Origin of the sequence: Cupriavidus necator N-1 (assembly GCF_000219215.1) — a bacterium.
Taxonomy (GTDB): Bacteria; Pseudomonadota; Gammaproteobacteria; order Burkholderiales; family Burkholderiaceae; genus Cupriavidus; species Cupriavidus necator.
Genome location: NC_015723.1, coordinates 143936 through 167528 on the forward strand (window position 1 = coordinate 143936; position 23593 = coordinate 167528).

At 64.2% G+C, this 23593-nt stretch carries 18 protein-coding genes, 2 tRNA genes and 3 rRNA genes; 16 read left to right on the forward strand and 7 right to left on the reverse strand.

Annotated features, from left to right (window positions below):
* Positions 1-756, reverse strand: a complete 756-nt coding sequence (locus tag CNE_RS18730; protein WP_013951845.1) for an IclR family transcriptional regulator — start codon at positions 754-756, stop codon at positions 1-3.
* Positions 757-945: 189 nt separating this feature from the next.
* Between CNE_RS18730 and CNE_RS18735 the strand changes: the two genes are divergently transcribed.
* From CNE_RS18735 to CNE_RS18770, 8 genes are all read left to right on the forward strand, one after another.
* A complete protein-coding gene (locus CNE_RS18735) occupies positions 946-1986 on the forward strand; it encodes an LLM class flavin-dependent oxidoreductase (protein ID WP_013951846.1) in 1041 nt (346 codons plus the stop codon).
* A gap of 221 nt (positions 1987-2207) precedes the next feature.
* Positions 2208-4214 carry a sigma-54-dependent Fis family transcriptional regulator gene (locus tag CNE_RS18740; RefSeq protein ID WP_013951847.1) on the forward strand — a complete coding sequence of 669 codons (2007 nt, stop codon included), beginning with the start codon at positions 2208-2210 and terminating at the stop codon, positions 4212-4214.
* A gap of 235 nt (positions 4215-4449) precedes the next feature.
* A complete protein-coding gene (locus tag CNE_RS18745; protein ID WP_013951848.1) occupies positions 4450-5529 on the forward strand; it encodes an ATP-NAD kinase family protein in 1080 nt (359 codons plus the stop codon).
* Positions 5530-5600: 71 nt separating this feature from the next.
* Positions 5601-6602 (forward strand): thiamine pyrophosphate-dependent dehydrogenase E1 component subunit alpha, encoded by a 1002-nt coding sequence (locus tag CNE_RS18750; protein WP_013951849.1) that lies wholly within the window; start codon positions 5601-5603, stop codon positions 6600-6602.
* Positions 6603-6638: 36 nt separating this feature from the next.
* Positions 6639-7655, forward strand: coding sequence for an alpha-ketoacid dehydrogenase subunit beta (locus tag CNE_RS18755; RefSeq protein WP_013951850.1), 1017 nt, complete (start codon positions 6639-6641; stop codon positions 7653-7655).
* On the forward strand, positions 7655-8779 hold the full coding sequence (locus CNE_RS18760) for an acetoin dehydrogenase dihydrolipoyllysine-residue acetyltransferase subunit (RefSeq protein WP_013951851.1): 1125 nt from the start codon (positions 7655-7657) through the stop codon (positions 8777-8779). Before CNE_RS18755 ends, CNE_RS18760 begins: the two co-directional genes overlap by 1 nt.
* 80 nt (positions 8780-8859) lie before the next feature.
* Positions 8860-9201 (forward strand): carboxymuconolactone decarboxylase family protein, encoded by a 342-nt coding sequence (locus tag CNE_RS18765; protein ID WP_013951852.1) that lies wholly within the window; start codon positions 8860-8862, stop codon positions 9199-9201.
* A 46-nt stretch (positions 9202-9247) separates the two neighbouring features.
* Positions 9248-10009, forward strand: coding sequence for a lipoyl protein ligase domain-containing protein (locus CNE_RS18770; protein WP_013951853.1), 762 nt, complete (start codon positions 9248-9250; stop codon positions 10007-10009).
* Between the two features lie 182 nt (positions 10010-10191).
* On the opposite strand, the gene CNE_RS18775 is transcribed toward CNE_RS18770, so the two are convergent.
* Together CNE_RS18775 and CNE_RS18780 are read right to left on the reverse strand one after the other, a co-directional pair.
* Complete coding sequence (locus CNE_RS18775; RefSeq protein WP_013951854.1) at positions 10192-11013, reverse strand: hypothetical protein; 822 nt, start codon at positions 11011-11013, stop codon at positions 10192-10194.
* 435 nt (positions 11014-11448) lie between these two features.
* Positions 11449-11838 carry an OsmC family protein gene (locus CNE_RS18780; protein ID WP_013951855.1) on the reverse strand — a complete coding sequence of 130 codons (390 nt, stop codon included), beginning with the start codon at positions 11836-11838 and terminating at the stop codon, positions 11449-11451.
* Between the two features lie 565 nt (positions 11839-12403).
* On the opposite strand from CNE_RS18780, the gene CNE_RS18785 reads away from it, so the two are divergent.
* The 6 genes from CNE_RS18785 to CNE_RS18810 all read left to right on the forward strand — a co-directional run bounded on the left by CNE_RS18785 (position 12404) and on the right by CNE_RS18810 (position 17996).
* A 16S ribosomal RNA gene (locus CNE_RS18785) occupies positions 12404-13935 on the forward strand.
* Between the two features lie 62 nt (positions 13936-13997).
* Positions 13998-14074: transfer RNA gene (locus CNE_RS18790), tRNA-Ile, on the forward strand.
* Between the two features lie 11 nt (positions 14075-14085).
* Positions 14086-14161, forward strand: a tRNA-Ala gene (locus CNE_RS18795).
* A 296-nt stretch (positions 14162-14457) separates the two neighbouring features.
* A 23S ribosomal RNA gene (locus tag CNE_RS18800) occupies positions 14458-17338 on the forward strand.
* A gap of 126 nt (positions 17339-17464) precedes the next feature.
* Positions 17465-17577 (forward strand): 5S ribosomal RNA (rrf, locus tag CNE_RS18805).
* Together the 16S, 23S and 5S rRNA genes with 2 tRNA genes alongside form the textbook arrangement of a ribosomal RNA operon.
* A 140-nt stretch (positions 17578-17717) precedes the next feature.
* Positions 17718-17996 (forward strand): GIY-YIG nuclease family protein, encoded by a 279-nt coding sequence (locus tag CNE_RS18810; protein ID WP_013951856.1) that lies wholly within the window; start codon positions 17718-17720, stop codon positions 17994-17996.
* A 69-nt stretch (positions 17997-18065) separates the two neighbouring features.
* Here CNE_RS18810 and CNE_RS18815 read toward each other — a convergent pair whose 3' ends face one another.
* Positions 18066-18488 (reverse strand): organic hydroperoxide resistance protein, encoded by a 423-nt coding sequence (locus tag CNE_RS18815; protein ID WP_013951857.1) that lies wholly within the window; start codon positions 18486-18488, stop codon positions 18066-18068.
* A 46-nt stretch (positions 18489-18534) separates the two neighbouring features.
* Positions 18535-19011, reverse strand: a complete 477-nt coding sequence (locus CNE_RS18820; protein WP_013951858.1) for a MarR family winged helix-turn-helix transcriptional regulator — start codon at positions 19009-19011, stop codon at positions 18535-18537.
* A 181-nt stretch (positions 19012-19192) separates the two neighbouring features.
* Here CNE_RS18820 and CNE_RS18825 point away from each other — a divergent pair, with 181 nt between their 5' ends.
* Positions 19193-20659: a DegQ family serine endoprotease gene (locus CNE_RS18825; protein ID WP_041228512.1), complete on the forward strand. Its 1467-nt coding sequence runs from the start codon at positions 19193-19195 to the stop codon at positions 20657-20659.
* Positions 20660-20919: 260 nt separating this feature from the next.
* Positions 20920-21252 (forward strand): hypothetical protein, encoded by a 333-nt coding sequence (locus tag CNE_RS18830; RefSeq protein ID WP_010809792.1) that lies wholly within the window; start codon positions 20920-20922, stop codon positions 21250-21252.
* 152 nt (positions 21253-21404) lie between these two features.
* Here the strand turns inward: CNE_RS18830 and CNE_RS18835 are convergent, their stop codons facing one another.
* Both CNE_RS18835 and CNE_RS18840 read right to left on the reverse strand, forming a co-directional pair.
* Positions 21405-22988 (reverse strand): MFS transporter, encoded by a 1584-nt coding sequence (locus tag CNE_RS18835; RefSeq protein WP_013951860.1) that lies wholly within the window; start codon positions 22986-22988, stop codon positions 21405-21407.
* A complete protein-coding gene (locus tag CNE_RS18840; RefSeq protein ID WP_013951861.1) occupies positions 22985-23473 on the reverse strand; it encodes a MarR family winged helix-turn-helix transcriptional regulator in 489 nt (162 codons plus the stop codon). Before CNE_RS18840 ends, CNE_RS18835 begins: the two co-directional genes overlap by 4 nt.
* Between the last annotated feature and the right edge of the window lie 120 nt (positions 23474-23593).

A 23593-nucleotide genomic window follows, 5' to 3' on the forward strand; every position in this document is an offset into this window, starting at 1 on the left:
TCAGCGCACGAAGCCGATGACGTCTTCCAGCCGGCCGCTGGCATCGCGCAGCGCCTCCAGCAGGCGCGGTACCGCGGCTTCGTCCAGCCGCTGCTGCGGCCCGGCGATGGCGACCGAGCCCACCACCGCGCTGCGGTCGCGCGACCAGAGCGGCAACGCTAGGCCGGCCACGCTGGCGGCGGCTTCCTCGCGCGTATGGGCCCAGCCGCGCTCGCGCACCTCGGCCAGCTGCTGCTCGATGCGCTCGCGGTTCAGCGTCGTGTGGGGGGCCATGCGCGCCAGCCCCTGGCGGTAGACCTCATCGCGAAAGGCATCGTCCTGGAAGGCCAGCATGGCCTTGGCATGCGCGCCCGCATAGAGCGGGAAGCGCTCGCCCAGCTCGATCGAAAAGCGCAGCTGGTGCTGGCTCTGCACCAGTCCCACGCACAGGCCCTCATGGCCATCGAGCCAGGACAGGAACACGGTCTCGCCGCTTTGCGCGGCGAGCTTTTCCAGCACCGGGCGCACGATCTCGTCGGGCGAGAAGCTCTTGCGCACCACCTGTCCCAGCTCGAACAACCGCAGTCCCAGCGAATACTTGCCGGTGGCCGCGTCCTGCACCAGGAAGCCGTTGGCGGCAAACGTGGCCAGCACGCGGTGTACCACCGCGTAGTGCACGCCGCTGTGCTTGGCCAGCTCGCGCACGCCCCAAGTCGGCTGGCGCACGGTGAAGTGGGTCAGCAGCGCCAGCGCACCGTCCAGTGTCTTGAGTGTCATCGCTTGTTCCTTCGCATCGGGCTGCATGGTACGGGCAAGCGCGGCGCGACTCAATCTTTCGTGCCCCGACTATACCCACGCCGCCCGAAGGGCCGCGATCAGGCCCCCAGCACGATCGCGCCGGGGTCACTAAGATAGCGAGCCATATGCATTGCCCGCGTGCGGCACCAGCCGCCCGCCATCCACCACATGAATCACGACTCTATCCCCAACGGCGCAGGCGTCGCCTGGTCCGTGCTGGACCTGGCCCCCATCCCTGAAGGCAGCGATGCCGGCCAGGCCATGCGCAACTCGCTCGACCTGGCCCGCCATGCGGAGCAGTTGGGCTACCACCGCTACTGGCTGGCCGAGCATCACAATATGCCCGGCATTGCCAGTGCCGCCACCGCCGTGCTGATCGGCTATGTCGCCAACGGCACCAGGACCATCCGCGTGGGTTCGGGCGGCGTGATGCTGCCCAACCATTCGCCGCTGGTGATCGCCGAGCAGTTCGGCACGCTGGCCTCGCTCTACCCGGGCCGCATCGACCTGGGCCTGGGCCGCGCGCCCGGCACCGACCAGGCCACCGCGCGCGCCTTGCGCCGCCACCTGTCGGCCGACAGCGCCGATACCTTCCCGCAGGATGTGGAAGAACTGCAGGCCTATTTCGAAGACGTGCGCCCCGGCCAGCGCCTGCGCGCGGTGCCCGGCGCCGGGCTCAAGGTGCCGATCTGGTTGTTGGGTTCGAGCCTGTTCAGCGCGCAGCTGGCCGCGGCGATGGGCCTGCCGTTCGCCTTTGCCTCGCACTTTGCGCCGGGCTTCATGCGCCAGGCGGTGGACCTGTACCGACGCACCTTCCGGCCCTCCGAAGCGCTGGACCGGCCTTATGTGATGCTGGGCCTGAACGTGTTTGCGGCCGAGACCGGCGACCAGGCGCGCCGCCTGTTCAGCTCGCTGCAGCAGCAGTTCCTGGCGCTGGTGCGCGGCACTCCGGGGCAGCTGCGCGCGCCGGTGGATGATATCGAATCACTGTGGACCGAGAGCGAGGCCGACCATATCCGCCGCTCGCTGGCGTGCTCCGTGGTGGGCGATCCCGACGCCGTGCGTGCCGGCATGCAGCGTTTTGTCGATGACCTGCGCCCGGACGAGCTGATGCTGGCCGGGCAGATCCATGACCACCAGGCGCGCCTGCGCTCGTTCGCCATCGCCGCCGATGCGGCGCGCAGCCTGAAGACCTCATCAGCGCTCTGAGCGCCTGCGATGCTCCGGTATGGCGTGCGCCGCACTTGCGGGGTGCGCCCGTGAGCGCGTCTCCCCTAATCCTGTTTGCGCACCGCCGATCCGCTCGGATACATTAGAAGGCCCGAGACACAGAGAGGCACGGCTCCCGCAGCACGCGCCCGACAGTCCGCCCGATCCACCACCCCATTCATCACCCATGGGGCCGACGGCAGCGACGACAGGAGACAACGATGGACCTGCGGCAACGCGAGCACATCGAGACGGTGGTCCAGGCTACCACATACCTTGCCCCGCCGGCCGTGCTTGCGGACCGGATCGCGCACGACGCCATCATCCAGAACTCATGGCGCCGCTGCGTGCACCAGTACGGCCTGGATCCGTCGCGCATGCAGGAGGCGCGCATCCTGCCGCAGCCGCGCCTGCGCGAACACCAGGAACGTATCGACGACTTCGCGCGCATCGCGCGCCACGGCCTGCAAAGCCTGTATGGGCAGGTGGCGGGCCTGGGCTATGTGGTGCTGCTGACCGATGCGCAGGGCGTGACCGTCGACTATATCGGCGAGGCCCGCAGCGATGCCGCGCTGCGCCACGCGGGCCTGTACCTGGGCGCCGAGTGGAGCGAGAGCGGCGCCGGCACCTGCGCGGTCGGCACCGCCCTGGCCACGGGCCAGGCGCTGACGGTGCACCAGGCCGACCATTTCGACGCCACCCATATCCCGCTGACCTGCACCGCCGCGCCGCTGTTCGACACGCACGGCAACCTGCACGCCATCCTCGACATCTCCGCGCTGACCTCGCCGCAGGCCAAGGACAGCCAGGGGCTGGCGCTGCAGATGGTGCGCATCTACGCCGCGCATATCGAGAACGCCAACTTCCTGCGCGCGCACCGCCGCGACTGGATCCTGAAGCTGAACGTGGCGCCGGAGTTCGTCGACGTCAATCCCGAATACCTGCTGGCGCTGGACGAGGCGGGCCGCATCGTCGGCCACAACCACCGCGCCAGGCTGATGCTGGAAGGCGAGCTGGGTGGTGCACCGGGCGCCACCGTGCTGGGCCAGCGGTTCGAGACGCTGTTCGACGCGCGCCTGGAAGACCTGGGCCATTACGTCTATTCGCGCCCGAGCGAGCAGCGCCTGGTGGCGCTGACCCGCAGCGGCGGCCTGCTGTACCTGAGCGTGCTGCCGCCCGCGCTGCGCTGGCAGGCGCCGCCCGCCGAAACGCAGGTGGAGATGCCGGCTGCGCTGGCAGCACTGACCGGCGGCGATGCCGCGCTGCAGCAGCAGTTGCAGCGCGCGGCGCGCCTGGTCGATTCGCCCATCAACCTGCTGATCCACGGCGAGACCGGCAGCGGCAAGGAGTTCCTGGCCAAGGCGCTGCATCTTGCCAGCGCGCGCCGCGGCGGGCCGTTCGTAGCGGTGAACTGCGCGGCGATCCCTGAAACCTTGATTGAAAGCGAATTGTTCGGCCACCTGCCCAACAGCTTCTCCGGCGCAGGCCCGCGCGGCAAGCGCGGCCTGATCCAGGAGGCCGACGGCGGCACGCTGTTCCTGGACGAGATCGGCGACATGCCGCGCGAGCTGCAGTCGCGGCTGCTGCGCGTGCTGGCCGAGGGCGAAGTGCTGCCTGTCGGCGCCGCGCGGCCGGTGCCGGTGCGGCTGCGGGTCATCTCCGCCACGCACCACAGCCTGGAGCAACTGGTGGCCGACGGGCGCTTCCGCGAGGACCTGTACTACCGCCTCAACGGCGCGCGCTTTACGCTGCCGCCGCTGCGTGCGCGCACCGACCTGGACTGGCTGGTCCGCAAGCTGCTGCAGGAAGGGGGCGCAGAAGGCGGCGAGATCACGCTGTCGCCCGCGGCACGCGAGCGGCTGCACCGCCACCGCTGGCCCGGCAACCTGCGCGAACTGCGCAACGTGCTGGAGTACGCGCGCGCGGTCTGCGCCGACGGCTATATCGATGTGCCGGACCTGCCTGACAGCCTGGCGGGACCCGCTCCGTCCGCCGCCCTGCCGCAGCCAGGGCCCGCCCAGTCACCCGCTGCCGCGCCGTTCGATCCGCACCAGTTGCCGCCGGAAGGCATGCTGCTGATGCAATACCTGCGCGCCTCCGGCTGGAACCTGAGCGCGGTCGCGCGGCAGATCGGCGTCAGCCGCATGACGCTGTACCGCCGCATGGAGCGCTACGGCATCCAGTCGCCCAACCGGCGCGACGGCGGCCCAGAGCCCACCGACGCATAAGCCGGCAGGCAGCACGGCGCACGCGCGCCATCCCTGCGATACGGTTGTCCATCCCCTGTACACCTGCGCTGTGACACCTGTCACAGCGCAGCGTCGCTTTTGCCCTTCCGCCTCGGGGTAATCCCTCGGATCCGACCCCGCTGATACCCCTGTTTCCCCGGTTTTCACTGCCTGCGCGCACTGGCACGGCCATTGCAAATACGCTTGGCAAGACAACGACAACAGGAGACAGGCAATGGGGCACGCAGCAGGCGCCAGCGCGCAGATCGCGCCAGTGGTCGGCATCATCGCCAACCCGATTTCCGCGCGCGATATCCGCCGCGTGATCGCCAACGCCAACAGCCTGCAGCTGGCCGACCGCGTCAATATCGTGCTGCGCCTGCTGGCCGCGCTGGCGTCCTGCGGCGTGGAGCGCGTGCTGATGATGCCCGACCGCGAAGGCCTGCGCGTCATGCTGGCGCGGCACCTGGCACGCCGGCAGGGGCCGGACTCGGGGCTACCCGCGGTCGACTACCTTGACATGCCGGTCACCGCGCGCGTTGACGACACCCTGCGCGCCGCGCGCTGCATGGCCGATGCGGGCGTGGCCGCCATCATCGTGCTGGGCGGCGACGGCACCCACCGCGCGGTGGTGCGCGAGTGCGGCGCGGTGCCGATCGCGGGCCTGTCGACCGGCACCAACAATGCCTACCCCGAAATGCGCGAACCCACCATCATCGGGCTGGCCACCGGCCTCTATGCCACGGGCCGCATTCCCCCTGCGCAGGCGCTGGCGTCGAACAAGCGGCTCGACATCGTCATCCGCGACGGCAACGGCGGCTTTCGCCGCGATATTGCGCTGGTGGATGCGGTGATCTCGCACGAGCACTTCATCGGCGCGCGCGCCTTGTGGAAGACCGACACGCTTGCCGCCGTCTACGTGTCCTTTGCCGACCCCGAGGCCATCGGCCTGTCATCCATCGCCGGGCTGCTGGAGCCGGTGGGCCGGCGCGAAGAGGGCGGCCTCGCGATCGAGCTGGCCGCCCCCGGCGAAGGCGAATTCGACCTGTGCGCGCCGATCGCACCCGGCCTGATGTGCACCGTGCCGGTGGCCGGCTGGCAGCGGCTCGAACACGGCCGGCCCCATCGCGTGCGCCAGCGCAGCGGCATTGTCGCGCTGGACGGCGAGCGCGAACTGGCCTTCGGGCCGGACGACGAAGTCACCGTCACCCTGCATGACCACGCCTTTCGCAGCATCGACGTCGCGGCCTGCATGCGCCATGCCGCGCGCCACCACCTGATGCGCCGCCTGCCGCGGCACGCCGCGGCGGGATGACGCGCGGGCACCGCGTCCGCCCGCTTTTCCCCTTTCTTGAAGTGCAACACCTGAAAACGAAGGAGACAGACATGACAGCCAGAGCTTCTCAAGATTCCGCCGCGCTGCCGCTCGATAAGGAGACGTTGCTGACGGTGTACCGGAAGATGCGCACCATCCGCGATTTTGAAGAACGCCTGCACGTGGACTTCGGGCGCGGCGACATCCCGGGCTTCGTCCACCTGTACGCGGGCGAGGAAGCCGCGGGCGTCGGCATCCTGCACCACCTGAACGATGGCGACCGCATCGCCAGCACGCACCGCGGCCACGGCCACTGCATCGCCAAGGGCGTCGATCCGGTGGCGATGATGAAGGAGATCTACGGCAAGAAGGGCGGCTCGTGCAATGGCAAGGGCGGCTCGATGCATATCGCCGACCTGTCCAAGGGCATGATGGGCGCCAACGGCATCCTGGGCGCGGGCGCGCCGCTGATCTGCGGCGCCGCGCTGGCTGCCAAGTTCCGCGGCAAGGGCGAGGTCGGCATCACCTTCTGCGGCGACGGCGCCTCCAACCAGGGCACCTTCCTGGAGAGCCTGAACCTGGCCGCGGTGTGGAACCTGCCGGTGATCTTCGTGATCGAGAACAACGGCTATGCCGAATCGACCTCGCGCGATTATGGCACCGCGGTGGACAGCTACGTGGACCGCGCCGCCGGCTTCGGCATCCCGGGCGTGACGGTGGACGGCACCGATTTCTTCGCCGTCCATGAAGCGGCCGGCGAAGTGATCCGGCGCGCGCGCGACGGCGGTGGGCCGTCGCTGCTCGAATGCAAGATGGTCCGCTTCTACGGGCACTTCGAGGGCGATGCGCAAACCTACCGCGCCGCAGGCGAACTCGACGATATCCGCGCCAACAAGGATTGCCTGAAGCTGTTTGGCCGCGCCGTGACCCAGGCCGGCGTGGTCGCGCGCGAAGAACTCGACGCCATCGACCGCGAGGTCGCCGCGCTGATCGAGCATGCCGTGCAGGAGGCCAAGGCCGCACCGCAGCCCGGGCCCGAAGACCTGCTCACCGACGTCTACGTCAGCTACTGATCCGCCACGCGCTAACTCAATATCAGGAGACAAACCATGGCTCGCAAACTGAGCATCAAGCTGGCGATCAACGAGGCGATCGACCAGGAAATGACCCGCGACCCCAGCGTCATCATGCTGGGCGAAGACATTGTCGGCGGCGCCGGCGCGGACGGCGAGAAGGACGCCTGGGGCGGCGTGCTGGGCGTGACCAAGGGCCTGTACGCCAAGCACGGCGACCGGCTGCTGGACACGCCGCTGTCTGAATCCGCTTACGTGGGCGCCGCCATCGGCGCCGCGGCCTGCGGCATGCGCCCGATCGCCGAGCTGATGTTTATCGACTTCATGGGCGTTTGCTTCGACCAGATCTTCAACCAGGCGGCCAAGTTCCGCTACATGTTCGGCGGCAAGGCCGAGACCCCGGTGGTGATCCGCGCGATGGTCGGCGCGGGCTTTCGCGCGGCCGCGCAGCACAGCCAGATGCTGACGCCGCTGTTCACTCATATCCCCGGACTGAAGGTGGTGTGCCCGTCCACGCCGTACGACACCAAGGGCCTGCTGATCCAGGCGATCCGCGACAACGACCCGGTGATCTTCTGCGAGCACAAGAACCTATACGGCCTGGAGGGCGAGGTGCCCGAAGGCGCCTACGCGATTCCGTTCGGCGAGGCCAATATCGTGCGCGACGGCAAGGATGTGTCGATCGTCACCTACGGGATGATGGTGCATCGCTCGCTCGAAGCGGCCGCCACGCTGGCCAAGGAGGGCATCGAGGCGGAAGTGATCGACCTGCGCACGCTCTCGCCGCTGGACATGGACACCGTGCTGGAATCGGTCGAGAACACCGGCCGCCTGGTGGTCGTGGACGAGGCCAGCCCGCGCTGCAATATCGCCACCGATATCTCCGCGCAGGTCGCGCAGCAGGCCTTCGGCGCGCTCAAGGCCGGCATCGAGATGGTGTGCCCGCCGCATACGCCGGTGCCGTTCTCGCCGACGCTGGAGGACCTGTACATCCCCAGCGCCGCGCAGATCGTGGCCGCCGCGCGCAAGACCATGAAGGGAGGCAAGCACTGATGGCAACCGCAATTTCCCCCACGATTATCCCGATCGTGATGCCCAAGTGGGGCCTGTCGATGAAAGAAGGCACGGTCAATGCGTGGCTGGTCGACGAAGGCACCGAGATTACCGTGGGCCTGCCGATCCTCGACGTGGAAACCGACAAGATCGCCAATGCGGTGGAGGCGCCCGACGCGGGAACGCTGCGCCGCAAGGTGGCGCAGGCCGGCGACGTGCTGCCGGTGAAGGCGCTGCTGGGCGTGCTGGCACCTGCGGAGGTGAGCGATGCGCAAATCGATGACTATGTCGCGGCTTATGAAACGCCGGCGGACGATGCTGGCGAAGAAGAAGCCGCTGCCGCGTACCAGTTTGCCGACGTCGACGGCATCCGGGTCCGCTATGCCCGCAAGGGTGGCGGCGCCGAAACCGTGCTCTTCATCCACGGATTTGGCGGAGACCTGGACAACTGGCTGTTCAACCTCGATCCCCTGGCCGACGCGTACACCGTGGTGGCGCTCGACCTGCCCGGCCACGGACAGTCGTCGCCGCGGCTCGCGGGCACGACGCTGGCGCAGATGGCCGGCTTTGTAGCGCGCTTCATGGACGAGACCGGGATCGAGGCGGCGCATGTGGTCGGCCATTCGATGGGCGGCGGCGTGGCGGCGCAACTGGCTGTGGATGCACCGCAGCGGGTGCTGTCGGTGGCGCTGGTGTCGCCGGTGGGCTTTGGCGACGCCGTCAACAGCGGCTATACCGAAGGCTTCGTCAGTGCCCAGTCCCGGCGTGAGCTCAAGCCCGTGGTCGAGCTGCTGTTCGCCGACGCGGGGCTGGTCAGCCGCCAGATGCTGGACGACCTGTTGCGCTACAAGCGGCTGGACGGCGTCACCGAGGCGCTGACGGCGCTCGGGCAGGGGCTCTTCGGCGGCGGCCGCCAGAGCGAGCAGCCTGGCCAGCGGCTGGCCGGCAGCGGCAAGCGCGTGCTGGTGGTGTGGGGCGGTCAGGACCAGATCATCCCGGCCGCGCACGCTGAAGCCGCGCCGGCGGGAGCAACCGTCAAGGTCTTTGCCGATGCTGGCCACATGAGCCAGATGGAGAAGGCCAATGACTTCAACGCGCTGCTGAAAAAGCATCTGGCCGGCTGATGCCGCGCGCGGATGGCGCCGCCCCAGGGCGCCATCCGCTCGGCCAGTTCGCCTTGTTCGAATTCAAGACAGGACACCTCATGACCACAGACCTGAAGACCCGCCTGACCGAGATCAACAAGCAATTCGGTGCGCTCGGCCAGGCCCAGCCCGCCGCCATGAGCGCCTTCCAGGGCGTGATGAAGGCCGCCACGCAGGACGGCAGCCTGCCGGCCGCCGTCAAGGAACTGATTGCCGTCGCACTGGCGGTGCAGAAGGGCTGCGACGACTGCGTGCTGTTCCACACCAGTCAGGCGCTGCGCCATCGCGCCACGCGCGAGCAGCTGGCCGAAGTGCTGGCCATCAATATCGAGATGGGCGGCGGACCCGGCGCCATGTATGCGTCGAAGGCGCTGGCGTACTTCGATGCGCTCAACGTCTAGCCTTGCTAGACTCGGCACGTTGCCATCCGGAGGCTGGTGCCATCCCATGCCGTTTGAATTTGTCGATGCGGCCCATGCCGGGCAGGCGGGCAGCGACCCGCTGCAGGATGAGCTGGCCTTGCTGGATCTCGCGGCACAGGGCCGGCAGGTGGCGCAGCTGTGGGAGGCGCCGCTGTCGCTGGTGGTGCCGCGCACCTACCTGCGCCATGCCGCGCTGGAAACCGCGCGCGCCGACTTCGCGCAGCAAGGGTGCCCGGTGTTCCTGCGCATGTCGGGCGGCGGGCTGGTGCCGCAGGGCCCCGGCATCCTCAACCTGAGTCTGGCCTACGCAGTGGGACAGCCGCCGGGTGCGCGCAGCGACGCGGTCTACCTGCACTTGTGCGAGGTCATCGGCGATGCGCTGCAAGCGCTGGGCGTCGACACGCACTGGCAGGCCGTGGCCGGCTCCTTCTGCGACGGCCGCTTCAACCTGGCCTGGGGCCCGCCCGAAGCCGCGCGCAAGATCGCCGGCACGGCGCAGTACTGGCGGCGTGCACCCGCGGCCATGCAAGCGCCCGACGGGCAGCGCCACCTGGTGCTGGCCCATGCGGTGCTGCTGGTCAGCGCCGACCCTGTGCAGATCAACGCGCGCGCCAACGCGTTCGAAGCGGCCATCGACAGCGGCCGGCGCTATGACGCGGGCAAGGTCGTCAGCGTGCGCGAGGCATTGTTGGCCGGCGGCCGCGCGGTCGATGACGACGGCGCGCTGATGGCGCAGGTATCGGATGCGCTGCGGCGAAGCGTCGGGCAGACGCCGCCGCCGGCGTAGCCACTTGAAGCGGGAGACGCCAATTGGCGACCCCAAAAAAATCGCGGCCCACGCGGGGCCGCTAAAAATCGGGAATGCGAGGCGTGTCAGATGCCTCAGGAGACGTTATCGACACAGTGTGGACCACCGAGACCCCACTTCGGTGGGGTCTATCGAGTCCAATCATGGAGGCGAGTGACCGCTTACGCGATCAGGTAGGCGGAGTGCGGGTCCGGCCGGATGGCAGTGCGCAGCTTGCGCACGCTGGCTTCCAGTTCGGCATGGGCGGCATCGAGCCAGGCGACGCGATGGCGCACCGGGTCCTTGGCCGACAGATCGCTGGCGGCGATCTCGCGCAGGAAGTAGCGCACCATGCTGCCGGCGCGCGCCGGCACTGGCATCATCCCCAGCAGTTGAGACTTCGCCAGCAGCCGGCGGCTGACTGCATGCCGCAGTCCTGCCCAGGCGGTACGGCCCAGCGCGATGTACAGCGCATCCGTGCGCATCTGCCGCACGGCGCCCAGGAACTGCACTTCGAATACCTCGCGCAGCATCGGTGTCTCCAGCAGTTCTTCCAGTGGCCCGTCGAACGCCAGACCGCGCCGCGTGGTGGCATGCGGCAGCAAGGCAAGCGGTTGCAGGCGCTCGAACCCGTCATTCCACAATGCCGCGGCGTGCGGCAGGCCGACCAGTTCGGGCACCCGGAAGTGGTCGAGCATGCGGATCAGGTTGGGCCGCACCAGCTTGCCGCCCAGCTCGACGCGCCGCTTGTTCTCGCGCTGGATCACGCGGCCGGGTGCATGGGCGCGCATCAGTTCCTCGGTGACGGCGGCGGCCAGCCGCACATGGGCGTGGCCGGGCGTGGTGCTGACCAGCACCAGGGGTGCCTGGGTGTTCAGGTATTCGCAGGGCACGTAGTGCATGGCGTAGGTGCTGTCCTGTGCCACCACAACCGGTTTGGCGATCACGCCGACTGCGCCCGCAAGCCGAACCTGCGCGCAATACGCTTCGATGAAGTTGGTCAAGGAATCCCCCCGCTCGCTTCGATGTATCGGCGCTTTCTATTGGCGCCTTCTACTTGTTCTGCTTTCCGTTCATGGTAAGCCTGCGGTGCAGGGCAGATAAAGCGCGCGGCGCCGGTTTGACCGGAATCCGACGAAACCTTGGTGGGCCAGCCAACATACCGGAGCAGGATGCCCCTCGAACGGGTGGGGCACGCGCGTGGTTCACGGCAGGTACGGTATCGCACCGCGTGCGTCAGGACGATGACATCAGACGGGAGGGAATCAGCCGGAACGGGACGGCCGCGGGCGGCGGGTCGCCGGAAAGAAAAGACCGGACACGTGCGTGTCCGGTGAACCCATTTGCTGACTCAGGTAGTGTCACAGCCCGAGAGCTACAAATGATAACGATTATCATTTGAGATGACAATAGCAAAGGGCGCGATCTTGCCGGTGGGGTCAGGCAATCGAAGTCTGGATGGAAAACTGTCCCGACAAGGTTTTGTGCACCGGGCAGCGGTTCGCCACGCGGAGCAGGTCATCCAGGATCTGGGGCGTGAGCTCACCGCTGACCTTGACCTCGCGGTTCATGGTGTAGGTCCCGTTGGCCTCTTCATGAGCGACCGATACATGGACTCCGGTGATCACGTAGCCCTTGCGTTTGGCGTACAGCTGCAAAGTCAGCGTGGTGCAGGCGGCCAGGGCCGAATCCAGCAGGTCATGCGGGTTCGGGTATTGGGTGTCGCCGCCGGCAGATGCATCCAGGTCGGCCCGCCACTCGGCAGTCCCGTTGGTCAGGTGGCAGATGCTGTTGCCCTGGCTTGGTTGCCAGGTCGCTTGGATAGTCATCAAACGTCCCCATCTATAAGAGAGCGGCCCGGTGGGCCGGAACAGCCATTCTATAAGCAGCGCCGGGCGAGGGCTGAAGTGGCTTGAAATGCCTTTTTTGGGCGAGTTGGCTTTTTTTCAAAGAACCTCTTGCCAACCCCGCTGCGGTCACTTAATATTCGCCCCCTCGCAACACAACGCAGCGCTGCAAAGCAGACGGGGCGCGGGTTGCGGGGTCGACCGGGTAGGTTGGCGCAGCGAAGTTAGCGCGCCGGCCGCAGCGAAAAAAGTTGCTGAAACGGTTGACGAAACGAAGAAAGCTCTGCATAATTTCGTTTCTCTGCTGCAGACAACGCAGCAGCGCTGAACGGCAAAGCCGGCAGCGAAGTTCTTTAACAACCAAACAACCGATAAGTGTGGGCGCTGGGTAGCGGACGCCGCTGTCTTCGGACAGTGTTGCTTCACAAGTTATACAGTGCTCGCACAGCAAAACGTGACTGGATCTTCGGATCTGGTCAGTCAGTTTTCTGAGAGTGAGCGACCGCTCGAAAGAGCGAGGGAGCCGCGAGGCTTCCACACAGAGATTGAACTGAAGAGTTTGATCCTGGCTCAGATTGAACGCTGGCGGCATGCCTTACACATGCAAGTCGAACGGCAGCACGGGCTTCGGCCTGGTGGCGAGTGGCGAACGGGTGAGTAATACATCGGAACGTGCCCTGTAGTGGGGGATAACTAGTCGAAAGATTAGCTAATACCGCATACGACCTGAGGGTGAAAGCGGGGGACCGCAAGGCCTCGCGCTACAGGAGCGGCCGATGTCTGATTAGCTAGTTGGTGGGGTAAAAGCCTACCAAGGCGACGATCAGTAGCTGGTCTGAGAGGACGATCAGCCACACTGGGACTGAGACACGGCCCAGACTCCTACGGGAGGCAGCAGTGGGGAATTTTGGACAATGGGGGCAACCCTGATCCAGCAATGCCGCGTGTGTGAAGAAGGCCTTCGGGTTGTAAAGCACTTTTGTCCGGAAAGAAATGGCTCTGGTTAATACCCGGGGTCGATGACGGTACCGGAAGAATAAGCACCGGCTAACTACGTGCCAGCAGCCGCGGTAATACGTAGGGTGCGAGCGTTAATCGGAATTACTGGGCGTAAAGCGTGCGCAGGCGGTTTTGTAAGACAGGCGTGAAATCCCCGAGCTCAACTTGGGAATGGCGCTTGTGACTGCAAGGCTAGAGTATGTCAGAGGGGGGTAGAATTCCACGTGTAGCAGTGAAATGCGTAGAGATGTGGAGGAATACCGATGGCGAAGGCAGCCCCCTGGGACGTCACTGACGCTCATGCACGAAAGCGTGGGGAGCAAACAGGATTAGATACCCTGGTAGTCCACGCCCTAAACGATGTCAACTAGTTGTTGGGGATTCATTTCTTCAGTAACGTAGCTAACGCGTGAAGTTGACCGCCTGGGGAGTACGGTCGCAAGATTAAAACTCAAAGGAATTGACGGGGACCCGCACAAGCGGTGGATGATGTGGATTAATTCGATGCAACGCGAAAAACCTTACCTACCCTTGACATGCCACTAACGAAGCAGAGATGCATTAGGTGCCCGAAAGGGAAAGTGGACACAGGTGCTGCATGGCTGTCGTCAGCTCGTGTCGTGAGATGTTGGGTTAAGTCCCGCAACGAGCGCAACCCTTGTCTCTAGTTGCTACGAAAGGGCACTCTAGAGAGACTGCCGGTGACAAACCGGAGGAAGGTGGGGATGACGTCAAGTCCTCATGGCCCTTATGGGTAGGGCTTCACACGTCATACAATGGTGCGTACAGAGGGTTGCCAACCCGCGAGGGGGAGCTAATCCCAGAAAACGCATCGTAGTCCGGATCGTAGTCTGCAACTCGACTACGTGAAGCTGGAATCGCTAGTAATCGCGGATCAGCATGCCGCGGTGAATACGTTCCCGGGTCTTGTACACACCGCCCGTCACACCATGGGAGTGGGTTTTGCCAGAAGTAGTTAGCCTAACCGCAAGGAGGGCGATTACCACGGCAGGGTTCATGACTGGGGTGAAGTCGTAACAAGGTAGCCGTATCGGAAGGTGCGGCTGGATCACCTCCTTTCTAGAGGCTTGTGTCTCAAGCCTAGCGTTCACACTTATCGGTTTGTTTGCTGTTACAGCCAAGGGTCTGTAGCTCAGGTGGTTAGAGCACCGTCTTGATAAGGCGGGGGTCGTAGGTTCAAGTCCTACCAGACCCACCAAGTTATCCGAAGGGGGATTAGCTCAGCTGGGAGAGCACCTGCTTTGCAAGCAGGGGGTCGTCGGTTCGATCCCGTCATCCTCCACCACTACCTGGTACCTTGGATTGGTTGTCAAATGAAAGCGCTTCGCGACGCTGAGTTGCGAGTGTTTCCATTTGGCATTGCCAAGCGATCTAACGATCGGCTGTTCTTTAAAAATATGGGATGTAGTAAAGGTGTCGCGAAGCGTTGATGAGACGCTGCAGTACAAAACGCGATACCGGGTTGTGATTGTATCAACCAAAATGTATTTAAGTGATCGAAAGATGACTTGGAATACGGCACAAATGCGAGAACTCATCCTGTAGCGACTGTTTCGAGCAATCGAGACACACTCGTTATAGGGTCAAGCGAACAAGTGCATGTGGTGGATGCCTTGGCGATCACAGGCGATGAAGGACGCGGTAGCCTGCGAAAAGCTTCGGGGAGCTGGCAAACAAGCTTTGATCCGGAGATGTCCGAATGGGGAAACCCGGCCCGTATGGGTCATCCCTGACTGAATACATAGGTCAGGGAAGCGAACGCGGCGAACTGAAACATCTAAGTAGCTGCAGGAACAGAAATCAACCGAGATTCCCAAAGTAGTGGCGAACGAAATGGGAAGAGCCTTGTACTCTTTAGCAGCATTGTTAGCAGAACGGGATGGAAAGCCCGGCCATAGCAGGTGATAGCCCTGTATGCGAAAACAGCGTTGTGGAACTAGGTGTACGACAAGTAGGGCGGGACACGTGAAATCCTGTCTGAAGATGGGGGGACCATCCTCCAAGGCTAAATACTCGTGATCGACCGATAGTGAACCAGTACCGTGAGGGAAAGGCGAAAAGAACCCCGGGAGGGGAGTGAAATAGATCCTGAAACCGCATGCATACAAACAGTCGGAGCCTCGTAAGGGGTGACGGCGTACCTTTTGTATAATGGGTCAGCGACTTACATTCAGTGGCAAGCTTAACCGATTAGGGAAGGCGTAGCGAAAGCGAGTCCGAACAGGGCGTTGAGTCGCTGGGTGTAGACCCGAAACCAGATGATCTATCCATGGCCAGGTTGAAGGTGCGGTAACACGTACTGGAGGACCGAACCCACTAACGTTGAAAAGTTAGGGGATGAGCTGTGGATAGGGGTGAAAGGCTAAACAAATCTGGAAATAGCTGGTTCTCTCCGAAAACTATTTAGGTAGTGCCTCGTGTCTCACCTTCGGGGGTAGAGCACTGTCATGGTTGGGGGGTCTATTGCTGATTACCCCGCCATAGCAAACTCCGAATACCGAAGAGTGCAATCACGGGAGACAGACATCGGGTGCTAACGTCCGGTGTCAAGAGGGAAACAACCCAGACCGCCAGCTAAGGTCCCCAAATATAGCTAAGTGGGAAACGAAGTGGGAAGGCTAAAACAGTCAGGAGGTTGGCTTAGAAGCAGCCACCCTTTAAAGAAAGCGTAATAGCTCACTGATCGAGTCGTCCTGCGCGGAAGATGTAACGGGGCTAAGCTATATACCGAAGCTGCGGACGCACAGTAATGTGCGTGGTAGGAGAGCGTTCCGTAAGCCTGTGAAGGTGTCTTGTAAAGGATGCTGGAGGTATCGGAAGTGCGAATGCTGACATGAGTAGCGATAAAGGGGGTGAAAGGCCCCCTCGCCGTAAGCCCAAGGTTTCCTACGCAACGTTCATCGGCGTAGGGTGAGTCGGCCCCTAAGGCGAGGCAGAGATGCGTAGCTGATGGGAAGCAGGTTAATATTCCTGCACCGTCGTATGATGCGATGGGGGGACGGATCGCGGAAGGTTGTCCGGGTGTTGGAAGTCCCGGTCCCTGCATTGGAGAAGGCGCTCAGGCAAATCCGGGCGCGGAATTCAAGGATGTGGGGCGAGCGGCCTAGTGCTGCGAAGCAATTGGAAGTGGTTCCAAGAAAAGCCTCTAAGCTTCAGTCATACGAGACCGTACCGCAAACCGACACAGGTGGGCGAGATGAGTATTCTAAGGCGCTTGAGAGAACTCGGGAGAAGGAACTCGGCAAATTGGTACCGTAACTTCGGGATAAGGTACGCCCTGGTAGCTTGACTGGCCTGCGCCAGAAGGGTGAAGGGGTTGCAATAAAATGGTGGCTGCGACTGTTTAATAAAAACACAGCACTCTGCAAACACGAAAGTGGACGTATAGGGTGTGACGCCTGCCCGGTGCCGGAAGATTAAATGATGGGGTGCAAGCTCTTGATTGAAGTCCCGGTAAACGGCGGCCGTAACTATAACGGTCCTAAGGTAGCGAAATTCCTTGTCGGGTAAGTTCCGACCTGCACGAATGGCGTAACGATGGCCACACTGTCTCCTCCCGAGACTCAGCGAAGTTGAAGTGTTTGTGATGATGCAATCTCCCCGCGGCTAGACGGAAAGACCCCATGAACCTTTACTGTAGCTTTGCATTGGACTTTGAACCGATCTGTGTAGGATAGGTGGGAGGCTTTGAAGCGTGGACGCTAGTTCACGTGGAGCCGTCCTTGAAATACCACCCTGGTTTGTTTGAGGTTCTAACCTTGACCCGTGAATCCGGGTCGGGGACAGTGCATGGTAGGCAGTTTGACTGGGGCGGTCTCCTCCCAAAGTGTAACGGAGGAGTTCGAAGGTACGCTTGGTACGGTCGGACATCGTACCTAAAGTGCAATGGCAAAAGCGTGCTTAACTGCGAGACCGACAAGTCGAGCAGGTGCGAAAGCAGGACATAGTGATCCGGTGGTTCTGAATGGAAGGGCCATCGCTCAACGGATAAAAGGTACTCTGGGGATAACAGGCTGATACCGCCCAAGAGTTCATATCGACGGCGGTGTTTGGCACCTCGATGTCGGCTCATCTCATCCTGGGGCTGTAGCCGGTCCCAAGGGTATGGCTGTTCGCCATTTAAAGAGGTACGTGAGCTGGGTTTAAAACGTCGTGAGACAGTTTGGTCCCTATCTGCCGTGGGCGTTGGAATCTTGACGGGGGCTGCTCCTAGTACGAGAGGACCGGAGTGGACGTACCGCTGGTGTACCTGTTGTCTCGCCAGAGGCATCGCAGGGTAGCTATGTACGGAAGAGATAACCGCTGAAAGCATCTAAGCGGGAAACTCGCCTGAAGATGAGGATTCCCTGGAGGCTTGACCTCCTTGAAGGGTCGTTCGAGACCAGGACGTTGATAGGCTGGGTGTGGAAGCGCAGTAATGCGTTAAGCTAACCAGTACTAATTGCCCGTAAGGCTTGATCCTATAACCAGTGTGTTTTGCCTGGTGTGTGATCGTGACTGTGCCGAAACAGTTGACACAAGACGCACAACCCCAACTACATCCCTATTCGCAGCGTTGACCTCAACCTCAGCGCTGCAACCCCTTATGCCTGGTGACCATAGCGAGCTGGAACCACCCCTTCCCATCCCGAACAGGTCCGTGAAACAGCTCCGCGCCGATGATAGTGCGGATACCCGTGTGAAAGTAGGTCATCGCCAGGCTCTTATACCGCAGAACCCCCAGCCCCAAAAGGCTGGGGGTTTTTGCTTTGGCGCGGCGAAAATGCAATGACTCGCCGCCGCCGCACCGGCGTAATACCATTACCGCTGAAATCCCTCGCTGAATCCCCCATTACCCATCCATGTCGGCTGACAGCGCCTGGTATCTCTATCTGCTCGAATGCACCGGTGATTCCATCTACACCGGAATCACGACCGATGTTGCCCGCCGCTTCGCCGAGCATCTGTCCGGAAAAGGCGCCAAATACACGCGATCGCGCAAGCCCATACGCGTCCTGGGCCAGTTGCGCTTCGAGACGAAGTCCGAAGCGTTGAAGGCGGAAATCGAGATCAAGCGCTTGAGTTCGACGCAGAAGCGCGCATTTTGCGCCCAATTGCCGGCAGCCGAGCCGGCTCAGTAGACCGCAGGGCGATCAAACAAAAAGGCCGGTAACGCCTTCGCGATACCGGCCTTTTCCATGCCTGCAGGATCAGACCACAGTCAGCGTCACATCGATATTGCCGCGCGTTGCGTTCGAGTACGGGCACACCTGGTGCGCCTGTTCGACCAGCTTTTCGGCAGCCTCGCGCTCGAAGCCCGGCAGCGAGATCTTCAGTTCGACCTGGATGCCGAAGCCTTGCGGGATCGGGCCGATGCCGACGGCGCCCTCGATGGTGGCATCGGCGGGCACGGCGATCTTCTGCTGGCCGGCAACGTAGCGCATGGCGCCCAGGAAACAAGCCGAATAGCCGGCAGCAAAGAGCTGTTCCGGATTCAGGCCGTTACCGGCGCCACCCATTTCCTTGGGCACGGCCAGTTTGGCGTCGAGCTGGCCATCGGACGTGGTGGCACGGCCGTCACGGCCGCCGGTGGCGGTGGCATGGGCGGTATAAACGACTTTTTCGAGTTTCATCTAAGGCTCCGGTTTGTTGCCCGAGAGGGCGTATCAATGCTTGCCGTCAGTCCGGCAGGCTGGAATCGGTCCGCGCTTGTTCAAGCGACGACCGCAGTGCATGCAGGCGCTGCGTCAGGGCCTGGATCTCTTCGACCGGGCACTGCGTGGCGCACAACATCTGTTCAGGAATATGCTCGGCACGCTGGCGCAACGCACGGCCGGAGTCGGTCAGGCTGACCAGCACCCGCCGTTCGTCGGCTGCGTCACGTGTGCGCGTGACCAGCCGCGCCGTTTCCAGCCGCTTCAACAGCGGCGTCAGCGTCCCCGAGTCCAGTGCCAGCCGGGCGCCGAGTTCTGAGACCGTCAGCGTTTCCGTCTCCCACAACACCAGCATCACCAGATATTGCGGATAAGTAAGTCCAAGCTCACTTAAGAGCGGCTTGTACAACTTGGTCATGGCCAGTGAGCTCGAATACAGCGCAAAGCACAGTTGACGATCCAGCAGCAGCCAGTTTGGGGAGGGGTCGTTGTCGCGTTCCATGGCGATATATTAAACACAATTAAATTGTGCGCAAGGTAAATTTACACTTTTCCAAAATGTGCTCGATACGCCCGTGCATGGCCAGTGCTGAACCTTAAGTCTGTTTTAAGTCTGGGTCGCTAGCATGACCGTGTCGCGTCGCAAAGTGCCGACGCCTGATGCACAAGGAAAGGAACCACACATGATGCGCCAGACCATTGCTCGCACGGCCGTTGGTATCGCGGCCCTTGCCGCCCTTGGCGGCGGCTATGCCTATCTGCAGAAGGAAGTCATCACGCCGGGGTACGCGGCACCTGCGCCAGCCGTCGCGCCTGCGCAGCCGGCGGCCGCCGTGGCCACGCCGACGGATTTCTCCGGCATCGTGGCACAGTACGGGCCTGCCGTGGTCAATATCAGCGTCACCGCGCGCGCCCAGCGCACCGCGGCGCAGATGCCGCCGGGCATCGATCCGGACGATCCGCTGTTCCAGTTCTTCAAGCGTTTCGGGCCTCAGTTCCAGGGTCCGCAGGGCGGCCAGCAGCAACTGGTGCGCGGACTGGGCTCGGGCTTTATCGTGAGCCCGGACGGGCTGATCCTGACCAATGCGCACGTCGTCGACGGCGCGCAGGAGGTCACCGTCAAGCTGACCGACCGCCGCGAGTTCAAGGCCAAGGTGCTCGGCAGTGATCCGCAGACCGATGTGGCCGTGATCCGCATCGACGCCAGGAACCTGCCGACCGTGCGCCTGGGCGATCCTTCACGGGTGCGCGTGGGCGAGCCGGTGCTGGCGATCGGTTCTCCATATGGCTTCGAGAATACCGTGACCGCGGGCATCGTCAGCGCCAAGTCGCGCTCGCTGCCGGACGATACCTATGTGCCGTTCATCCAGACCGATGTTGCCGTCAATCCCGGCAACTCGGGCGGGCCGCTGTTCAACCAGCGCGGCGAGGTGGTCGGCATCAACGCGCAGATCTACAGCCAGACCGGCGGTTACCAGGGCCTGTCGTTTGCGATCCCGATCGACGTGGCCACTAAGGTGCAGCAGCAGCTGGTGGCGCATGGCAAGGTCACGCGCGGGCGCCTCGGCATCAGCGTGCAGGAGGTGAACCAGGCGCTGGCGCAATCGTTCGGGCTGCCCAAGCCTACCGGTGCGCTGGTCAACTCGGTCGAGCTCGACAGCCCGGCCGCGCGCGCTGGCCTGAAGCCCGGCGACGTCATCGTGCAGCTGGACAATGACGTGATCGACCATTCGGGCGACCTGCCCGAGCACGTGGCCGATATCAAGCCGGGCACGCAGACCTCGCTGAAGATCATCCGCAAGGGCCAGCCGATGACGCTGTCGGTGACGGTGGGCACGGCCAAGGACCGGGCCGTCGCACAGAAGGGTGGCGGCAGCGAGGCCGGTGGCCGGCTGGGGCTGGCGGTGCGCCCGCTTACGCCCGCGGAGAAGCGTGACAGCGGCATCGACGGCGGCCTGGTGGTCGAGGACGTGGCCGGTCCCGCCGCGCGCGTCGGCATCCAGCCGGGCGACGTGATCCTGTCGCTCAACGGCACGCCCATCAGCTCGGCCGAGCAGCTCAGGTCGCTGGTATCGAAATCGGGCAAGCAGGTGGCACTGCTGGTGCAGCGCGACGATGCGCGCATCTTCATTCCGCTCGACCTGGGCTGATTGCCGCGGGCACGCCAGACTGCCCGCAAGCCGTTAACTGGCAAGGCTTTGCTGCCCGCGCGGGACGTATACCCCGACGTATACCGACACGTATACGAAGAGGGTATACGGCCCGCTAAGCCTTGCCGGAGGCGGGATTCAGCGCAACGAACTGCTTACAGAAAGCGCGCCAGCAGGTATTATCTCGACTGCGATGCACGAAGCATGCGGCGGCAGCCCCCGCCGACCCTGGTTCTGCTGAATCGACAAAGAGGAAGTCTATGCAGTTGGATTTCACCCGCGCCATCACGCCGGGTACCGATAGAGCGCGGCGACTGACGTCCACGACGTCCACCGCCGGCTCCGCGCCGAAGCCCCGGCGGCGCAAGAAGGTTGTCGCCCCCCACTGGGAGCGCGGCTACCGCTCACACTTCTACCGCAACGAACGCGGCGACAAGCTTGGCGAAGTGCGCCTGTCCGAGCGCGGCGACATCCCCGTGGTCTACCACTGGGCCGCCGGCAATTACTCTGGCGCAGAAGGCTCGCTGGCCCACGCCCGTGCGCGCGTGGAAGAGACCATCGGTTTCGGCATGCGCCAGCTGTCGCTGTTCTGAGCAGGTACTTCGCCGGTGCCGCATCCGCCGGCACTGCGACCCGTCCGCGCCATCGCCTCGTGCGCGGTGCCTTCGCTTCTCCCCGAATTCCGCGTCTGTCCCGCAGTAGTTCCAGTCGTCGCACGGCTTGCGCATAGCCGCTCGCGCGGGCATCAGGCCAGCCGCCGCTGCAGCAGCATGTACGCCGCCGCACCCAGCGCCAGTACCGCAATCAGCCGATAGATATCCTCGCAGGCAATCAGCCTGGCCTGCTGCTCGATCAGCCCGTTTAGTTGTGCGAGCGCGCCCAGGTGGGCCTGCGCCGCATCGAAGCCGCGCGCGGCCAATGCTGCCTGCATGGCAGCCATCCAGTGTTCGGTCTCGGCGGGGCGCTGGCCCACCGCGTGCAGCAGGCTGTCGTGCACCGCGAACTGGCGGTTCTGCAGCAGCACCGCACCCAGCGCCGAGGCAAAGGAGCTGGCGACCTGCCGCATCAGGTTCTTGCTGCGGTAGCCATGGGCGAATTCATCGGGACTCAGCGCCCGGAACGTCAGCCCGGCAATGGGGATGATCACCAGCACGCCGAACAGCCCCTTGCCGACCAGCCCCCATGCCAGCGCGGGCGGGCCGGCGTCGGGCGGCATCTGCGAGAACCACCATGCCGTGGCGGCCATCAGCACCAGGCCGGCGACCATCAGCGGCTTCTTGCGCGTCAGGCGCGGCGCCACCTGCAGGTAGACGAAGATGCCGGCCAGGCTGACCAGCGCGGCAAAGGTGTTGAGCCAGCCGGTGGTGGCCAGCGGGATCTTCAGCGCCTGCTCGGCGTAGATCGGGAACAGGTAGCCGCTCAGGTTGCTGATCATGTAGTACACGAAGTACATCGCCAGGCCGGTCAGGTACACCGGCTGGCGCAGTGCGCGCAGGTGCAGCACCGGGTCGCGGTGGTGCCACTGGTGAAACAGGAACACGGCCAGCAGCGCCAGGCCCGCGGCAGCCACCAGCGCGAGCCGCAGCGGGTGCGAGAACACGTCGAAGCGCGCCTCGGTCAGCGCCGCCTGCAAGGTCACGATGGCGGCGCCGAACAGCAGCAGCGGCCCGAGCGCGGGGCCGCTGGTATCGGCGCGCGGCTCCGCATCCGGCAGCAGCAGCCAGGCACCCAGCGTGGCCAGCGCGGCGAACGGCAGCACGCCGTAGAACACGTCCTGCCATACGCCATGGTCAATCAGCTCGGCGGCGAAGGCCGGGCCCAGCGCCGACGCCGAGAAGATGCCGATCATGAAAATGCGGGTGGCGCGCGGGCGCGCCGTCGGCCCGAACAGCACGTTGACCAGGATGCGGCAGCTGGTGAACAGCGCGCCGCCGCCCACGCCCTGGATAAAGCGCGCCACCACCATCTGCGGCAGCGCATGGCTGGTCGCGGCCACGACCGTGCCCGCCATGAACAGCAGCAGCGCCCCCGTCAGGTAGTAGCGGTAGCCGAACCGGCGCGACAGCCATTGCTGCTTCAGGATCATCAGCATGCTGCCCACCGCGTAGGCCGCCTGCACCAGCGCAAAGCTGCGCGGGTCGGCGTCGAGGCCGCCGACGATATGGCTGGAGGCAAACACGAACATGATGTTCTCGAGGAACTCCACGCCGGTGGCCAGCGCCAGCAGCATCATCAGCAGGGTCTGGCGCTGCCGGTGGCTCAGCCAGCGCAGCCACCGCATGCTGACGCGCAATCGCCACAGCGGCTGCCAGGGTGAGCCGGGATTCATGGCTGGAGCCCCTCCAGGGTCTGGTGCAATTGGGTCAGTGCACGCGTGGCGCTGGCCAGGCCGCCTGCGCCGAGCGGCGCCCAGGCCTCGCCGTAGGCGGCATGCACCGCCGGCGCGGCGCGCTCCAGCAGCCGGCGGCCGGCCGGGGTCAGGGTCAGCTCCAGGCTGCGCCGGTCGCTGGCCGACGCCCGCCGGCGCAGCAGCCCGCGCGCTTCCAGGCCGTCCAGCAGCCGCGTCATCTGCGTGCGCGTGGCGTCCAGCGTGGTGCCCAGCTCGGACGGCATGCTGGGCTGGTTGTCGTCGACGGCAAGCATGCTCAGGAGCAGGTACTGGCTCATGTCCAGTTCGAACGGGGCCAGCGCCTGGTCGATATGGCCGCGCAGCAGGCGCGCGGTGCGCAGCAGCAGCCTGGAGGCCAGGATCAGGTCGCGCGGGGCCTCGGGATGGCTGGCGCAGAAGCGGTCGATGCGTTGTTCGAAAGACATGGCGGGAGGCGTTGCGATCCACGCGAGCGGCGGATCGGTTGCATTCGATATAGTTACAGATGAAATTATATCAAACGAAGCTAATTCTGTCGGGGGCGTGCCGGCCGATCTGGCTGGCGG

Coding starts and splice junctions, on each gene's coding strand:
- CNE_RS18825 (WP_041228512.1), top strand. CDS start 19,193: ATGATGCGCCAGACCATTGCTCGCACGGCCGTTGGTATCGCGGCCCTT.
- CNE_RS18830 (WP_010809792.1), top strand. CDS start 20,920: ATGCAGTTGGATTTCACCCGCGCCATCACGCCGGGTACCGATAGAGCG.
- CNE_RS18730 (WP_013951845.1), bottom strand. CDS start 756: ATGACACTCAAGACACTGGACGGTGCGCTGGCGCTGCTGACCCACTTC.
- CNE_RS18840 (WP_013951861.1), bottom strand. CDS start 23,473: ATGTCTTTCGAACAACGCATCGACCGCTTCTGCGCCAGCCATCCCGAG.
- CNE_RS18755 (WP_013951850.1), top strand. CDS start 6,639: ATGGCTCGCAAACTGAGCATCAAGCTGGCGATCAACGAGGCGATCGAC.
- CNE_RS18820 (WP_013951858.1), bottom strand. CDS start 19,011: ATGGAACGCGACAACGACCCCTCCCCAAACTGGCTGCTGCTGGATCGT.
- CNE_RS18735 (WP_013951846.1), top strand. CDS start 946: ATGAATCACGACTCTATCCCCAACGGCGCAGGCGTCGCCTGGTCCGTG.
- CNE_RS18780 (WP_013951855.1), bottom strand. CDS start 11,838: ATGACTATCCAAGCGACCTGGCAACCAAGCCAGGGCAACAGCATCTGC.
- CNE_RS18760 (WP_013951851.1), top strand. CDS start 7,655: ATGGCAACCGCAATTTCCCCCACGATTATCCCGATCGTGATGCCCAAG.
- CNE_RS18815 (WP_013951857.1), bottom strand. CDS start 18,488: ATGAAACTCGAAAAAGTCGTTTATACCGCCCATGCCACCGCCACCGGC.
- CNE_RS18770 (WP_013951853.1), top strand. CDS start 9,248: ATGCCGTTTGAATTTGTCGATGCGGCCCATGCCGGGCAGGCGGGCAGC.
- CNE_RS18765 (WP_013951852.1), top strand. CDS start 8,860: ATGACCACAGACCTGAAGACCCGCCTGACCGAGATCAACAAGCAATTC.
- CNE_RS18740 (WP_013951847.1), top strand. CDS start 2,208: ATGGACCTGCGGCAACGCGAGCACATCGAGACGGTGGTCCAGGCTACC.
- CNE_RS18750 (WP_013951849.1), top strand. CDS start 5,601: ATGACAGCCAGAGCTTCTCAAGATTCCGCCGCGCTGCCGCTCGATAAG.
- CNE_RS18810 (WP_013951856.1), top strand. CDS start 17,718: ATGTCGGCTGACAGCGCCTGGTATCTCTATCTGCTCGAATGCACCGGT.
- CNE_RS18835 (WP_013951860.1), bottom strand. CDS start 22,988: ATGAATCCCGGCTCACCCTGGCAGCCGCTGTGGCGATTGCGCGTCAGC.
- CNE_RS18745 (WP_013951848.1), top strand. CDS start 4,450: ATGGGGCACGCAGCAGGCGCCAGCGCGCAGATCGCGCCAGTGGTCGGC.